Annotated in this window: 19 protein-coding genes and 1 tRNA gene; 9 read left to right on the top strand and 11 right to left on the bottom strand. The window is 46.4% G+C overall.

Annotated features, from left to right (window positions below; genetic code table 11):
* Positions 1-92: 92 nt before the first annotated feature.
* From ABD07_RS03325 to ABD07_RS03295, 7 genes are all read left to right on the top strand, one after another.
* Positions 93-560 (top strand): MEKHLA domain-containing protein, encoded by a 468-nt coding sequence (locus ABD07_RS03325; protein WP_160817103.1) that lies wholly within the window; start codon positions 93-95, stop codon positions 558-560.
* Positions 561-638: 78 nt separating this feature from the next.
* Positions 639-730, top strand: a tRNA-Ser gene (locus ABD07_RS03320).
* A 196-nt stretch (positions 731-926) separates the two neighbouring features.
* On the top strand, positions 927-2,138 hold the full coding sequence (locus ABD07_RS03315) for a phage integrase central domain-containing protein (RefSeq protein WP_160817102.1): 1,212 nt from the start codon (positions 927-929) through the stop codon (positions 2,136-2,138).
* A gap of 495 nt (positions 2,139-2,633) precedes the next feature.
* Complete coding sequence (locus ABD07_RS03310; RefSeq protein WP_160817101.1) at positions 2,634-2,864, top strand: helix-turn-helix transcriptional regulator; 231 nt, start codon at positions 2,634-2,636, stop codon at positions 2,862-2,864.
* Positions 2,865-2,867: 3 nt separating this feature from the next.
* Positions 2,868-3,368, top strand: coding sequence for a hypothetical protein (locus tag ABD07_RS03305; RefSeq protein WP_160817100.1), 501 nt, complete (start codon positions 2,868-2,870; stop codon positions 3,366-3,368).
* 32 nt (positions 3,369-3,400) lie between these two features.
* A complete protein-coding gene (locus ABD07_RS03300) occupies positions 3,401-4,963 on the top strand; it encodes a DNA primase family protein (protein WP_160817099.1) in 1,563 nt (520 codons plus the stop codon).
* Between the two features lie 119 nt (positions 4,964-5,082).
* Complete coding sequence (locus ABD07_RS03295; protein ID WP_160817098.1) at positions 5,083-5,448, top strand: TubC N-terminal docking domain-related protein; 366 nt, start codon at positions 5,083-5,085, stop codon at positions 5,446-5,448.
* A 635-nt stretch (positions 5,449-6,083) separates the two neighbouring features.
* Here ABD07_RS03295 and ABD07_RS03290 read toward each other — a convergent pair.
* The 10 genes from ABD07_RS03290 to ABD07_RS03245 all read right to left on the bottom strand — a co-directional run bounded on the left by ABD07_RS03290 (position 6,084) and on the right by ABD07_RS03245 (position 12,592).
* Positions 6,084-6,470 carry a PRC-barrel domain-containing protein gene (locus ABD07_RS03290; RefSeq protein WP_160817097.1) on the bottom strand — a complete coding sequence of 129 codons (387 nt, stop codon included), beginning with the start codon at positions 6,468-6,470 and terminating at the stop codon, positions 6,084-6,086.
* A gap of 538 nt (positions 6,471-7,008) precedes the next feature.
* A complete protein-coding gene (locus ABD07_RS03285; protein ID WP_160817096.1) occupies positions 7,009-7,830 on the bottom strand; it encodes an OmpA family protein in 822 nt (273 codons plus the stop codon).
* Between the two features lie 18 nt (positions 7,831-7,848).
* A complete protein-coding gene (locus tag ABD07_RS03280; protein WP_205010652.1) occupies positions 7,849-8,244 on the bottom strand; it encodes a DUF4398 domain-containing protein in 396 nt (131 codons plus the stop codon).
* A 322-nt stretch (positions 8,245-8,566) separates the two neighbouring features.
* Positions 8,567-9,100, bottom strand: a complete 534-nt coding sequence (locus tag ABD07_RS03275) for an FxDxF family PEP-CTERM protein (protein WP_160817095.1) — start codon at positions 9,098-9,100, stop codon at positions 8,567-8,569.
* A 462-nt stretch (positions 9,101-9,562) separates the two neighbouring features.
* Positions 9,563-9,787, bottom strand: a complete 225-nt coding sequence (locus tag ABD07_RS03270; protein ID WP_420813489.1) for a glycine zipper 2TM domain-containing protein — start codon at positions 9,785-9,787, stop codon at positions 9,563-9,565.
* Positions 9,788-9,848: 61 nt separating this feature from the next.
* Complete coding sequence (locus ABD07_RS03265) at positions 9,849-10,124, bottom strand: sll1863 family stress response protein (protein WP_160817093.1); 276 nt, start codon at positions 10,122-10,124, stop codon at positions 9,849-9,851.
* Positions 10,125-10,208: 84 nt separating this feature from the next.
* Complete coding sequence (locus ABD07_RS03260) at positions 10,209-10,424, bottom strand: hypothetical protein (RefSeq protein ID WP_164502739.1); 216 nt, start codon at positions 10,422-10,424, stop codon at positions 10,209-10,211.
* A gap of 307 nt (positions 10,425-10,731) precedes the next feature.
* On the bottom strand, positions 10,732-10,872 hold the full coding sequence (locus ABD07_RS03255; protein ID WP_108698634.1) for a lmo0937 family membrane protein: 141 nt from the start codon (positions 10,870-10,872) through the stop codon (positions 10,732-10,734).
* Between the two features lie 89 nt (positions 10,873-10,961).
* The gene (locus ABD07_RS03250) at positions 10,962-12,101 is read right to left on the bottom strand and encodes a DUF1207 domain-containing protein (RefSeq protein WP_160817092.1); all 1,140 of its coding nucleotides are present in this window, start codon (positions 12,099-12,101) and stop codon (positions 10,962-10,964) included.
* Positions 12,101-12,592: a BON domain-containing protein gene (locus tag ABD07_RS03245; RefSeq protein WP_160817091.1), complete on the bottom strand. Its 492-nt coding sequence runs from the start codon at positions 12,590-12,592 to the stop codon at positions 12,101-12,103. The genes ABD07_RS03250 and ABD07_RS03245 overlap by 1 nt, the downstream gene beginning before the upstream one ends.
* Before the next feature lie 393 nt (positions 12,593-12,985).
* Here ABD07_RS03245 and ABD07_RS03240 point away from each other — a divergent pair, with 393 nt between their 5' ends.
* Both ABD07_RS03240 and ABD07_RS03235 read left to right on the top strand, forming a co-directional pair.
* Complete coding sequence (locus tag ABD07_RS03240) at positions 12,986-13,300, top strand: BON domain-containing protein (RefSeq protein ID WP_108698631.1); 315 nt, start codon at positions 12,986-12,988, stop codon at positions 13,298-13,300.
* A 133-nt stretch (positions 13,301-13,433) separates the two neighbouring features.
* Entirely contained in the window at positions 13,434-14,480 is a 1,047-nt protein-coding gene (locus ABD07_RS03235) for a catalase family protein (RefSeq protein ID WP_160817090.1), read from the top strand.
* Here the strand turns inward: ABD07_RS03235 and ABD07_RS03230 are convergent.
* Positions 14,477-15,208: a GGDEF domain-containing protein gene (locus ABD07_RS03230; RefSeq protein WP_160817089.1), complete on the bottom strand. Its 732-nt coding sequence runs from the start codon at positions 15,206-15,208 to the stop codon at positions 14,477-14,479. The two genes, ABD07_RS03235 and ABD07_RS03230, sit on opposite strands and share 4 nt — an antisense overlap.
* Positions 15,209-15,272 lie beyond the last annotated feature (64 nt).

The following is a 15,272-nucleotide window of genomic DNA, read 5'->3' as shown; positions in this document are numbered from 1 at the left end:
CAAAATAACCGGGAATGGCAGTTGTTAATCGCTATAAGCCTCGCTACACTCTCAGGCTCTATCGCATGACACGCATTATTTCATAACAGACGATGCAAACCGACTGGACACATCCGGACATGGTGCAATGGTGTCAGTATTTACTCGACAGCTACGCGCACTGGGTCAAACAGGAATTGATTGAACGGACTGGCACACCGCTGGAACAAGCGGGACGGCTATTCGACAGCGCATTTGTGGTGGCATCGCACGGCACGGAAGATGATCCGGTATTAAATTACGGCAATCGCACAGCGCTCAATTTATGGATGATGGACTGGCAGCAATTTACGCGCACCCCTTCCCGCCTGACGGCGGAACCGGCCAAACGGGAAGAACGCGCGCGCATGCTGGAACAGGTAAAAACCCAGGGCTATCATGCTGATTACAGCGGTATCAGGATATCCAGCACCGGCAAACGTTTTCTGGCCGAGCGGATTCTCATCTGGAATATCCATAAACCGGATGGCACGCTTGCCGGACAAGCCGCCACCTTCTCGTCATGGAAATTTTTGAGCTAAAATTAACGTCAATCCGCAAAACAAATTTGCCCGAAACGGGGAACTGGTTTATTCTTTGCCCCCTTGCCGGAATTACCTGGAGAAGTGACCGAGCGGCTGAAGGTGCACGCCTGGAAAGCGTGTGTACGGCTCAAACCGTACCGCGGGTTCGAATCCCGCCTTCTCCGCCAAAGATGTTCCAAACGTTGCCCAGCAACACCAACAAAACCCTTATAAATAAACAATCTCAAGATAATATAGCCAATCCTTGGCAACCCTGAGTAAAGCGGGTAACATTATCGAAAAGCGGGTAAAAAAGCGAGTAAGAATTTACCCGTATTTTTGTTACCCGTTTTTTGTTTTGTTTTTCGGTATTCAGGGGGTTACGTGAAACTCACCGATTCAATCATCAAGGCAGCAAAGCCAAAGGACAAACGCTTTAACTTAACCGATGGCAAAGGGCTTGTTTTGTTTGTGCAACCTAACGGCCAGAAAGAATGGCGAATGCGTTATTACTTTCACGATAAAGAAAATATGCTTTCCCTTGGCTTCTATCCCACTGTGTCGCTAGCAGCCGCAAGACTGGAACACACCCGCTTCAAGCAATTGCTGGCACAAGGTATCGACCCTTCAGAAAGCCGCAAAGAACAGAAACGACAGGCAGCCATTGCAGCGGAAAACAGCTTTGAATCCGTAGCACGTCAATGGTGGAATCATTGGAAGCATGACAAGACAGAGCGCCATGCAGGCTACACGATCCGGCGCATGGAAGCGGATATATTCCCGGCTATCGGCGCAAAACCGGTTAATGACATCACAGCCGCGCAATTAATAACGATGATCCGCAAGGTTGAATCACGCGGTGCGCTAGATATAGCCAAGCGAGTATTGACCCAATGCGGACAGGTTATGCGCTATGCCGTGGCGCATGGCATGGCGGAACGAAACCCAGCGGCAGATATAAAACCTTCCGATGTATTGAAACCTACCAAGAAAACCAATCACGCCCGCCTGAGTGAAAAAGAATTGCCCGAATTATTGCGCAAAATCGATGGTTACGACGGGCAACCCCTCACCCGCCTAGCAATGCAATTGATAGCCTTAACGTTCGTTAGAACAGGTGAATTGATTGGTGCGCAATGGGACGAAATCGACCTGACCAAAAGAGAATGGCGTATACCGGCGGAGCGCATGAAGATGAAAACACCGCACATCGTGCCACTGAGTCAACAGGCAATAGCAGTACTGGAAGAAATCCGCAAACTGGCGGCTGATGATGTTTTGCTGTTTCCGAGCGAACGCAGAGACGGCAAGACCATGAGCAACAACACCATTATTTACGCACTATACCGCATGGGGTATCACAGCCGTATGACCGGGCACGGCTTCAGGGGGATAGCGTCAACGATCCTTCACGAACAAGGATTCAATCATGATCATATCGAATTGCAGCTTGCACACACTCAACGCGATGCAGTGAGCGCGGCATACAACCATGCGCTTTACTTGGAGCCACGGGCACGCATGATGCAGGAATGGGCGGATTATTTGGATAAGCTGAGAGCTGGTGCGGAAGTAATACCGTTCAAAATTGCGTGAAAGCAAACTAGTGAAATTCCGGTAGTTTCTCAATCTGAAGTATACAGTTCAGAAAAATTGCTTTTTTTTCAAGACGGTGCGTTACACCAAACTTGCGTATAACTACTGTTATAAAAAATTCGCCATTTTTATCCACAAACTACCCAAGCAGTATACACTTGTCATTCTCAGCTCACCAAATGAGAAACCAGCTAATGAGTCTAAGCACTAGCTGGTTGGTGCCGAATTAAGTCACGGCTGGACTAACAGATGCTCTTATGTTCTTGCTTACCTTAATGACGCGCTGAGGTGGTTATTTGCATCATTAATACTGAATATGCTGTTTGTTGCTATTTGAAAATGTAACTATAATTACCGCTGATAGTAAACAATACGTGTACGTATTGCAATAGCAATTGCTCACAATTGGTTAGCAACGGCAAAAAATGGCAAGCAGTTAGGACGCAAATATCCGCCTGATTGGTGAATCTTTTTCATTAATCAATGAGGTTATTAATGCATCAAAAAGAAAAACAAACAACACCCGCAGTACTTCCATTAACCGGCAAATCACGCTGGCCAAAAATCGCCAAATACTCACCCGTATCAAGGGAAACATTCAGAAAGTTATCCAAAGAAGGCAAAGCCCCGCAGCCCGAACGGATGGGAATCCGTTGTACGTTCTACGATAACGCGGAGCTTCACCGCTGGCTTGCAGACCCGATCAATTACCGGGCGGAGGAATGAGCCATGCAGGAACCCACAAAAAAGCCGCACCCGGCGGGGGTAGCGGCTGGAATAAACTCACACTCGAATTATAGCACCCATGACGCATTGAACGAAGTCACAAGCCGTTTGAAGGGCGTTATCAATCGTCACAACGGCGGCATGCTGGCATTTTGTCCAAGCCACGATGACCGGAAAGGCAGAAGCCTAGCGATAGGTACAGGGCGGCAAGGACAGATACTTTTGAAGTGCTTCGCAGGCTGTTCCATTCACGAAATCACGGCGGCAATCGATCTTAACCCGGCTGATTTGTTTTCACGTGAAAGCCGGTACGAACTGCAAAGTCGTTCTTACTTTAACGAATGGCAGATACTTGCCGCCCTTCAGCATGATGCTCTTGTTGTGCTATTGGCTGCGCGCGCGATGTTGACCGGTAGAGCGTTGCCGGAATCGGATGTTACGTTTTTATCGCAAGCGGTTTTGCGGATTAACGAAGCGGCCAGCTATTCACGGAGGTTTCAATAATGGAATCGTTAGAGAGCGCAGCAGTTAAGGCTATGAATGAACATTCAGTTAGAAATTATTCAGACAAAGTTAAAAAAAGCAGCACTTCCAACACTTCCAGCACTGATAAGGGTTTCAGCGGCATTGACCCAGCACTGACCCAACACCAACCAGCACCAAAACTTGAGAGAAATGCACTTATCGAGGAAACCGAAACCAAGGGCGAAACTAAGCGGCGTTTATTGATTGATTCAAAAGCCGCATTGATTTTTCAGGAAGCATTGCAAGGATACATAGCGCATGATGCCAGTTCACAAATGTGGCACCAATTTACCGGTAGCCATTGGATGCCAGAGAACTCATCAATTGATAACGTGTTGGTTGAAATGCTTTATGCTGGCGCAGGCGATCTTGGATTTAAACCAGCTTTTAAAAATGGAATTAAGTCGCTTCTGACGGACGGCAGTATGCTGCCACTGCCAAGGAACGATGCCGCAAAATTGCCTTTTCTTAACGGCCTGCTTTGCCTGAAGACAGAACGGCTTGAACCGATAACGCCAGATAACGCGCAAACTTGGTGCTTACCCCACGAATATAAACCGGGCGCGGATTGTCCGAACATCAAAGCATGGTTAAAGCTGGCTGTGGATAACGACAGCGAAACTGTCGAGTATCTTCGCGCATGGATGGCGGCGGTGTTGCATGGCCGGAATGATCTGCAAAAGTTTCTGCATCTGAAAGGCAGCGGCGGAACCGGCAAGGGTACGTTTATGCGATTGCTCACGGCATTAATCGGCAAAACGAATACCGCAATTACAAGCCTGGATCAATTGGAACAAAACAGGTTTGAAGCCGCAATGCTTTATAACAAACGCCTAGCCGTTATTTCTGACTCTGATAAATACGGCGGTTCTATTAACGTGTTAAAGGCAATAACCGGCCAAGATGACATACGGCTAGAGCGCAAACACCAGCAGCAAGCAGGCAGTTTTGTATTTCAAGGTTTGGTGGTTATGGCATCCAACGAATCGCTACAGGTTACCGACCACACCAGCGGACTAGATCGGCGGCGCATTACAGTCATTTTTGACCGCAGAGCCACCAACGAGGAAAAGCAGATATGGCAATGGCAAGGTGGCGAAGAAACGGTTTTACATGCGGAGCTACCCGGCCTTGTGAATTGGTTGCTTAAATTATCTCAGGCTGAAATATCCCAAACCATCCGAAACCCACCGGAACGCATTCGCAGCGCAGACCTTGACGCTATGACGGCCAGCAACCCGATAGCGGACTGGGTAACTGAATGCTGCATACCGGATAACGCAGCATGGACGCAGATAGGCGATGAGCGCAAGATTCAAGAATCTGGCCGTGAAACGACCTTTGAAAATAGCGATAGGTGGCTGTATGCGAATTTTCGTCAGTGGTGTCAGCGAGCGCACAAAACAGCGCTATCCAGCCGCCGGTTTAAGGAGCTGTTGATTCAGACGTGCGTAACGCTTGGTTTTAGCGTCAACGAGTCACGGCGCAATTCTGGCAGTGGGATTAATGGCCTTAGGCTTAGATTGGAAGACGAACAGAAATTCCACAAAAGACACGAATCGGTCATAGTTTAGTGTTGGGTGCTGGGTTCAAGTGCTGGGTGGGTGTAGCAAATACCGGACTGGAACCCGCGCCCGTGTTGGATGTGTCGAAAGTGCTGCTTTTTTCGCCACTTTTTTTGTGAGAAAAAATCATGGAAATATTAGAGATTATAAAAGACTTGCAGGCAAACGGAGTGACCATCAAAACTGATGGTAATTTTTTAGAGCTTGAACCGCCTGAAAAAATAACCAACGAACTGATTGAACGGTTACGCAAACACAAACCGGCGATCATTGCAGAACTGAAACGCGAACAGCGGCGGGAAAAGGTTTTGAAGATGCTGGAAGAACGGCCAGAGACTCAGCGGGCATTCGTGACCGATACCGAGAGCAACAGACACGACGTTATTTTAACGTTAGCAATACGCAACGCTGGAACCTGTGAATTGCTGATACCGAAGTATAAATATGATCCGTTCGCAGTGTTGGAGATAATCCAAAAGAGCGGGATTCAGTGAAGCAGAACAAACAATGATTCACAAAGTGTGTGAAAGTGCGAAAAGAAACACGGCAAAGTGCTGAAAAGTGCCGAAAGAAATACACTAAACTAGTGAAATTTACTGAAGAAAAGCCGGGAAAAATGATCTGAGATCAGAAATGAAAACAGGAAAAGCGAGGTTCAATGAAGAATGCAAAAAAGGTACTTCCAGAGATATTGGCGGCGGGGGTAATTCTGCCCTCGTGAAAATTCTAGTGTGGCGAAAAATAAAAGTCCTAAACTTTTTTCATTGCATATATTAGCTCAACTACTCAACTGTTTAGTTAAACCGTCTAAACTGTGTCTTGAAGCCGGTCAGAAATCGGCGGCGTAGGATTGCACTAGAGTGGTTATTTTTGAGAGCCTAGGGGTCTTAATACCTAGGCTTTTTTATTGCGAATGTGCAAAAAAGCAGAGAAAAAACAGGCCAAAAACAGCAAAAATAAAGTTTTTTCCACAAAGTGTGAGGAAGTGTAAAAAAAGGGGTACTTTTCTAAAAACGGGTAAAAAAGCGGGTAAATTTCAAAATGTGAAAATTTAAAGCATCATGGATAAAGGCTTTCAGAGAATTATGTGACTCCCGCCTTCGCATAAATAGTCATGTTTCTGATAGTATTACTTCGCTGCGGCATAGTAAGAGTGCATTTGATTATCCCAGGATTTGTCTGCCGTATCCGGCCAGTGGTTCTTATCAAACCCCGGCGCATTTTTGAGGCGATCCTTATCCACGTCCAGCACAAAGTGTTTTTTGCCTGAATCAAACTTCAATCGGTACCAAGGTACCGCAAACAGCTTGCTTCCTATTCCCAAGACACCACCAAAAGACAACACCGCATAACACGCATTACCGGAAGCTGTATCCAGCATGATTTCTTTAATGTTACCCAGTTTCTCACCGCCCTCGTTGCAAACGACATTGCCAACGAGTCTTTCCGAACCCATCAGACGGGTTTCGGATGCTTTATTATCAGTGCCATGTGTATTGCGATCTGTGTCATTCATATAAAACTCCTGTCTAAAACATTATGGATATAGGATCTTCCAATCCCATCGGTGACCATCGACATCCGATGATTAAAGGTGCAAGATAATTACCACACCTCGTTGTGAACAATACTGGCTAAGCCACATACGGTCGGTTCGCTAGCGAACTTACGTTACATTAAACGTCAAATACAGCGAAAATAAGGCGCCCCACCCAAATCAGAGGAGCATTGAAGTGCCGGTTCTCAATTAAGGAAACACTGATTAATTCGACGGACGAGATGAAGCACGAGGCGCACGGAACACAGCAACCAAGGCATATCAATAAGATAGGCGAGGGAGCGAGTTCCGCGCAACGAAGTGATTCGCTCGTATAGTCAATTAATCAGCGTTTCCTTAACTTCCACCCAACGGGGAAGAAGTTAATCCGAAACAATTAAATGCTCTGACAGAACCGGCAGTAAAGCTCGTCAAGCCGGATTCTTAATTGCTAATTCGTTTGAAACCGGCAAAAAAACCTGCGCAATATCTTTTTGCATTCCTGTGGATATTGCTTTCAGCGTGCAGTGATGTTGCCATTGTCATCGGAAAGAACGATTTCCACACGCCGGTTCAATTGGCGGCTATCTGCGGAATCGTTACTGGCAACCGGATAAGCTTCGCCGTAACCATGCAAAGCGATACGGTCGCTGCTGATCCCGCTATCGATCAAAGCCACCCGCACGGCATTAGCGCGCCGTTCGGAGAGCTCCTGATTGTAACTGTCGCTGCCAATGCTGTCGGTATAGCCTTCGATCAGTACCTTGCGCTGGGAATATTGCCTGAGAAAATTGGCCAGCTTCTGCACGGTGCGCATTCCCCCCGATTCCAGTTGAGCCTGATTGCTACGAAACAATACATCGCCTAATGTGATGACCAGACCGCGTTCCGTTTTGATGGCATTCAGCTCTTTGAGCTGCATTTCCTGTTCGGCAATAAGCGCCTGATCGAATGCCACCTGCCGTTTGGATTCATCCGCTTCGGCTGTTCTCGCGTCCAGGAGGATTTTGTCACGCTTTCCACCGGCGTTAGTAACAGCTAATTCAGCAACTTTCCCCCGGGCGGTTTCCTGCGCGATAGCGACTTGCTGATTGGCCATATAGGCCAGATGATTGATTGCGGTATCGTTTTCCCTATTGTTTAAGGCAACATCCGCTTTTTCCAGAAAATTACTGGCTTCTTTCAATTCAAGTGCCGCCATATTGGTGACTTGAGGGTTGGTTTGTACGTTGTTGTAATTGCGATGCGCTTCAGTAAGCGATGCATTCTGCGGTACCGAGCTGCAACCGAAAACAGCAGCAGTTATCAGAATCATAGAGAAATACCAGTTTCTTTTCATGATCAATTCCTTTCAGGATTATTGGGTTTGACGATCTATTTCTTGGCGTAGCACACGGCTACCTTCCTGCAAAGCATCGGCTGCTTTCTGGGCCTTGGATGAACGCGCCATCGTTCCAGCCAGCTTGGCGTCAATTTGAGCTTGCTCGGCCAGCTGCCGTGCCAGTTCATAATTTCTCTCCGTCATCGCACGCTCGGCCGCATCCATTTTTTCCATCGCAGACTTGAGCTGTACCGGTGCAAATTCGTTGCTGCCAGCGCTGAGCGCATTAGTCACCGCGGCTTTTGAAACCGCCATTTGTTCAGTCGGCGCCGGAATGCTTGCGCAACTTGCCAAAAAGATCGCGGAGGTTACTGCGACACCCGCTGTGAGCATCATTCGATGCGATTTTGTGTAATAAAAATTCTTCATCATCCTTTATCCATTGAATTAAATTTCGAACACAATTGTTGCAATGAATATTAATTGCCCTTGTAACAATTGACTGTTGATTGATAAGCGAATCCAGATGAACCTAGCTTGGAAACCACCGGCTCCAAGATCATCAGAAGCCATTAGATGCTCTTTCTGCATGGAAGACAGTTCGCTAGCGCACATAACTGCAACAGCGACGAATGGAGGAACGAAATCAGTAACCCGTGGGCGTCATTGCAAATACAAAACCCCGCTCATGGAGCAGGGTTCCGATGCAACACTCAATCTGGAATTATTCTCTAACGCTGGAGAAATCCTTCATTTATGCGGCATAGACAGGCGTGAACTTAGTTTCTCTGCGAAATAACGAAAAACCGACCAATCCCAGACCGACAAACAACATGGCGTAGGTTTCAGGCTCAGGAACTGGAGAAATCTCAAAATTTCCGGAATAAGAACCGCTGTTATTCGGCCCGATAATATGACCCTCGACCAACAACTGATAATTATCAACAGCACTCAACGGGCCGAAAGAAAAAACCGAAGTAGACCCGGCTATGCCCGAAGCTACCAGTGTAGCCGTAGAAGCATCAACTAATGCAAAGCTATCGATAAAGACATTGAAACCTAACAGATTAAAACCGCTGGTTACACTGGCTCCACCGCTTAATGCATCGAACGGTAACGTCACTGGATAAACATCGCTGAAAGTTGAGGTTACTACATCATCGTTACCGAAAATCGCATTCCATGAAGGCGAAAATACCGGTGGTGTCAGCGCAGCACTGGCTGTTCCGATACCCAATCCGAATGATAGTGCTATGACGGCAGTCAGTGTTTGTAAATTTTTTTTCATAATAATTACCTTTAAAGTCAATTCATTTCTTAAAGAATTTTTAAAAAATGGCAATTACAGTACGGATTAGAAGATATTAATTTTGGTTAACTACGTTAACTAAAAATGGTTACTTCACTTACATACCTTTTCATCAAACACAATTAATTACATTTTCATACTAGCCCTTCTTAATGGCTTACTCAGTGCGGTATAGCACTTAAGATTAAAATAAACCCATATTTTCCATTCGTATCTATCCGGAATGAAAAATATGGGCGCCACGAGCTGGTTAATTTAACTGTGAAGGGAAACAGGCGGAATCTAGCTGACTTACTGAAGAATCGTGAAGAATATTCCAGCGCGTATTTGGACTCACTCCAGATCCGGAACAACAGTGAATTTCTAACTGTTGCCCAGGTATTCCAGCATTGAGTCCGGATTTACATCGTTCGTAGAATCATTTTAATACTTAAACGGATACTACTTTTTATTCCGTTTATCACCGACCTCATGGCCTACGACACCACCGACCGCTGCACCGCCGACCGTCCCGAGAGCACTGCCCCCCGTAAGGATGGCACCGCCGACAGCACCGGCACCCGCACCGATCGCCGTGTTTCTATCCTGCGCCGACATTCCTGCGCAGCCCATTAAACCGGCTATCACTGCTAGGGTCACAGCACTGGCTGTAATTGTTCGCATCATTTTCATTGCAGCACCTTATCGTCGAATATCGAGATATAGGGAATTCCTATACGCATAAATCTTATTTGTTACCTTTGACAGCGGCACTGAGTGTGTTCCAGGCGCTTTCCGCACCGCTCTTCATATGTTCCCAGGCTTCCTCGCCGGCTTCGCTCAGTTCTTTCAGCTTGGTCTTGGTGGCGCCAATCTTCTGTTCGAGTTCTTCGATTTGATTTTCATATTCGATACGGACATCGGCTGCGGAATTCTTCGCCTCAGCCTTCAGTTGTGCCAATTTAACCTGCGCCAACTCTACATCGGCTTCTATTTTTTGTTTGTATGCTTCTTTTGTGCTCATAATATTTCTCCAATGTGAGTAGATCCGGAATTGTGTTCAGACTTTCCGGTGAGTCCGGTCAAAAATAACCAAATAGAACAGAAGTTAGTTCGTAGCATCTTTGATTGTTTCTTTTATTTCTTTGCCTGCGCCTTTGAGCTTATCACCGGCATCTTCAGCAGCATCGCGCACCTTCTCGCCGGGGCGCCGATCAAGAGCATCATCGACGTTATCCTTGACTGCTGAGGAATTCGCATTATTTTGATCACAAGCGGATAGCGTTATGAGTGCGGCAATGATGAGGGGATAGCATGGTTTCATTTGTATTACTCCATTTTAAGTTTTGCTAAGTTCTATACTGACTTGGCATTTTCTGCTGCACGCTCTTAACTTTCTAAGACTTCTACAGTGTAATGACACTATTGGATATCATCTGTACGGTGTCGCACATAATGAGAAAGAAACCTGATTTCAGCGTTTGAGATTCGATCAGAGATTTTTTCACAACACGAAGAAAGTCCGGGCAGACAAGCCGGATTCAATCTCTTGAACTGGCGATTGATGCAAAATTGCAGAGCGGAATATCAAGGCTGCACAGCAAAGTCTTGCTATGTTGACCCGGAAACGGTTACCGGCCCTGAATGACGCGAAGCAGGATGACTATCAGCGCAATCACTAACAGAATGTGAATAAGCCCTCCGAGGGTGTACGAGGAAACCAAACCCAGTAACCACAAGATGATCAAGATGAGTGCAATTGATTCAAGCATTTATACTTCTCCTTAATAGGTCACCATTTGATGATATTTTTACGACGAATCCTGCGGATAATGCGCTACCGTCCCGGCACATTGCTGCGCTAGAAGTGATAGTGGGCTCCGACGCCGATATATTCCACTTTGTTTTTAAAAAACTGCCCGCTCGAAGAGTGTCCGTCAAAGTACTCGACCAGTAACTGAAGTTTCCTGCCAAGCACTTGCAAATTCTCAAACTCAATCCCGGCTCTGGCCGAAATATCCGTGCCCCAGTTATTTTCTTGAAAATTCTTGAAGTCAGCCGCCAGTATTGGACGCACGGGCGCGGATCCGATGCGCCATGGGCTGCGAAACTCAGCGCCATACTGCACCATCCATACTTTGAGTGCCGAAGGCTCTTTATGAAACAACCCTCCCCCGCCACCATACAAGCGCACACCATAAGGAAACTCATAAGACAACCTCAGATCCACGCCTTCATAGCTGAGATTAACGCGCTCAAATGCAGAGCCTTCTTTGCGCAGCAGAAATTCGTCACCCAGATGTGAACTTTGATGATAAATGCGGCCAAAGGCTGAGAATTGTTTTGCCCGGAAACTTGAGTATACCGATGCAATAAAATCGGAGTTCACCAGATCCGAAGATGGCGCACCCAGATTGAAGTCACTGAAGACGCCACCTTGCAGTCCGACTTCCCACTGTGCGACAGACTCCCCTAAATTCCTGCGGTAAATCGGTATCGTTTCACCGAAACTCACGGAAGCGATATTTCTGCCATCAAAATTATCGTTCTGGAAATTGCGGTAAGCGGCCGAGAAATGCGCCCAGCGGGGATCTGCTAATAACGGCTTGAATAGATGGCCAGCAGGTAACAATCCGGTAGGCAACAGCGCAGCATTAGCTGCCGCCCCCACAGGTTTTTCGGAGAATTGCCTGACCGGCTGCGAAGATGCATTAACCATCGGTGGCTGGTGTGCCGCTTCCGCTATCCTGACCATATTCACGCCTGGAATTTCCGACAACACCCGCACCACTTTTTCTCGATCAACATCGCCTAAACTACCTGCTGGCAAGATTATGACGCCATCCTGCACGGTCAATGATGGAATATCCAGCAACAATGTATGCTTTAACACACCGGCCGCATAACCGGCAATATAAGTATCATCCGGCACTGCGGCATGCACAGCTTGTGCCGCAAAAAGCATAACTGCCAATACTGCGGCCGATCTCTGGTAAAACATTATTGTTTACTCGATGCATTCACATCCAGAATCAGATCATTCTGTACCGATCTCACATGTTCCTGGTTTGTTGCCACTTCGATCGCCCTGTCGATACTTTGCTGGGAATCAAGTGTACCGCTCAAGTGAACGACGCCATTCACGGTCGTCACTTTAATTTGAAATAGCTTGAGCAAAGCATCACTAAGAATGGCTTTTTTAACATGCATCGTAATGATTGCATCATCGATGTATTGATCGGTTGTTTCAGATTTATCACTGATCGACTTTTTTGCATCATCAAATTTTCTTTCTGCTTGCTCTGTTGTTTGCTCAATCTTTTTTTCAGCATCCTCAATCGAACGATCCAGTTTTTTCCCTGCTGTCTCAGCAGGCCCTTCTTGTTGGCAACCTGCCAAACCAGTCACAATGAACAAACCAGTGATCACAAGAACAAGAATCCTTTTTGCTTTTGTTGCAATATTTTGCTCATATTCGATTTCCGTTCTCATCGTTTTTCCTTAAATTTTTATTTGAATCAGCAGCATGAAACATTCATATTCAGAAAAGCATCATCGGCATAAGCATTTCTCCATTTACATGGAGCGCTACCTGCAATGAAACTACTGTCTGATTTAAAGATTAAGCGGAAGATTGCGGATGGTCTGTGCGGTATCGTACGTAATGCTTTTATAATTTTTTGCCAACAGGCTTTTCCTGTCCGCTACCTTCTTGACCCGTCCCTCAAGCACGGAATCGATTCGCTGCAAAACTATGTACGTTAACGCACAGACCATAATGAGTTTTGCAGTTAACCTGTTAGTCAGTGCCGCAGTTTTTCTCCATCGCATTATGTGATTGAGACATCGGTTATAAAACCTTAACAAGTACTAGGAGATTGAATCATGAAACACTTTATCAAATTATTATCCGCCTCTTTTTTGGCCTTGACCCTGCTGACAGTGACAGGGTGCGCATCAACCAAAAGTCATGAGGGAACGGGTGAATACCTCGATGACAGCGTGATTACCACTAAGGTAAAAGCAGCCATACTGAACGAACCCACATTAAGCTCCGCTGAGATCAACGTCGAAACTTTCAAAGGCATTGTCCAGTTGAGCGGCTTTGTCAGATCCTCTGCCAGTATTAATAAAGCCATCGAAGTAACACGCAGTGTCGGTGGCGTTAAATCGGTCAAGAATAGTCTGCAACTCAAATAAAACAGAAAGTTTTCATCAGCGCTTAATGAAGCGCTGTTATTGCACAAGTATCATGACAACAGAGCAAGCCATTCTTGAATGAAAAACTCATGTGCAAGAATGGCTTCTGTGCGCACCCCGGAGGTACATTGGAATGTTGAAAAATGGAATTTTGTTGTTGGCGCTGGTCACTTTCTTGCCATCGAACGCTTTTAGTAATGAGTTAATCCCTGCGGATGAAGCATCGGCAATTCAGCAAATTTCGCGGATGGTGGAAGAAAACATTCGAGCCGGAACCAAGCAGGGCCCAGCTCATCGCGATGTGCACTTCAAGTCGCACGGTTGCGTAAAAGCTGAATTTCGTGTGCTCCCGCTACCTGCCTCCATGCAAACCGGAATCTTCGCGGAAGCGCGCAATTATCCTGCCTGGATTCGTTACTCCAATGGCTCCGGAAAAGTGCAAAATGACTCCGTTGGCGATGGCCGTGGAATGGCCATCAAGCTTATGGGTGTGGAGTCTGGCCAATCCGGCACGCAAGATTTTGTGATGGTTAATCATCCGGTATTTTTTGTCAGAAATGCGGCGGATTATGTGGAATTTCAGAAAGCTATTGCGCAGGATGCACTGAGTAAATTCTTTTTCCCGGGTTTCAATCCGCTGAATTTCCGTTTGCATGAACTTGCCACTGCAATCGCCATTCGCAGCAAGAAGGTTGACAATCCGCTGGATATTCAATATTGGAGCGCGACGCCTTATCGTTTTGGCGATAATACCGCCATGAAGTTTTCCGTTCGCCCTTGTGGTAAACCCAACCGGTCTTTATCTGCCGAAACCACAGCGCCCGATTTCCTGCGTGAAAATATGCAAAAACATCTCGCCAGCGATGATGCGTGTTTCGATTTTATGGTTCAGCTCCGTACACAGCCTGTAGCGATGCCGATCGAAGATCCCACCATCGCATGGAGTGAAAAAGATTCCCCTTTTGTGCCTGTAGCGAAAATAACCATTCCAGCGCAAACATTCACAGCATCCGAGCAACTGAAATTCTGCGAGGATCTTTCCTTCACACCGTGGCACGCTATACCGGATCATCAACCCTTGGGAGGTATCAATCGCGTGCGCAAGGTCGTTTATGAAACATCCTCACGTATCCGTCATGAACTGAACGGTATCGAACGCCATGAACCGATAGGCTTTTAACCGTTTCCAATCGTTGGCAGATCGGCTGGACGATTAACGTTCACCTTGGCGCAGTACATGGCAATATCGGCTTGATTGATCAACTCACTGCAGTTTTTGCCATTGATTGGATAAATAGTAGTGCCGATACTTGCCGACAGTACAATAACTTGTCCGTCTATCACATACGGTACGGACAACTGAGTGCGAATCTTCTCCGTTACCACGGCTACATTTTCCGGACTATCCATTTCCGGCAGCATGATTAAAAATTCATCGCCGCCATACCGGCAGGCTGTATCACCGTAACGGATACACGCAACTAAACGTTCCGCAAACATTTGCAGAAGCTTGTCTCCTGTCGCATGGCCAAAGCTGTCATTAATACTCTTGAATTTGTCCAGATCGATGAATAGCAATGCAATTTGCTTATGTTGCCGGTCGGATTGGGTAATCGCCTGTTGCAGCCGGTTCAGCAATAATCTGCGATTAGGCAACCGGGTGAGTTCGTCGTAGTACCCAAAATGGTGGGCTTGTGCCAATTTTTTCGCAAATCGTATCAATTTTTTTCTTTGGCAAATATTGATTTTATTCAATATCTCAATTTGCTGTTGCGCTGCGGCAAGCATTTGCTTGAGTATCGCCAGCTCCACGAGAGAGGATTGTAATTTCTCGGCACTGACTTGATCGGAAGTATGCAAAAGCGAGGCATCAATGTCTTCCGCGTTTAATGAATGCATTTTTTCCATTGTATGGTTTCCTGCCGCTTTGGTTGTTTGGTTTATCTATCCGGTCAAATCCACGATAGGACAA

It is taken from the genome of Nitrosomonas oligotropha (genome assembly GCF_009833085.1).
Classification (GTDB): Bacteria; Pseudomonadota; Gammaproteobacteria; order Burkholderiales; family Nitrosomonadaceae; genus Nitrosomonas; species Nitrosomonas oligotropha.
The sequence above is the reverse complement of the archived record's forward strand: the minus strand, read 5'-3'. Positions and strand labels throughout refer to the sequence as shown.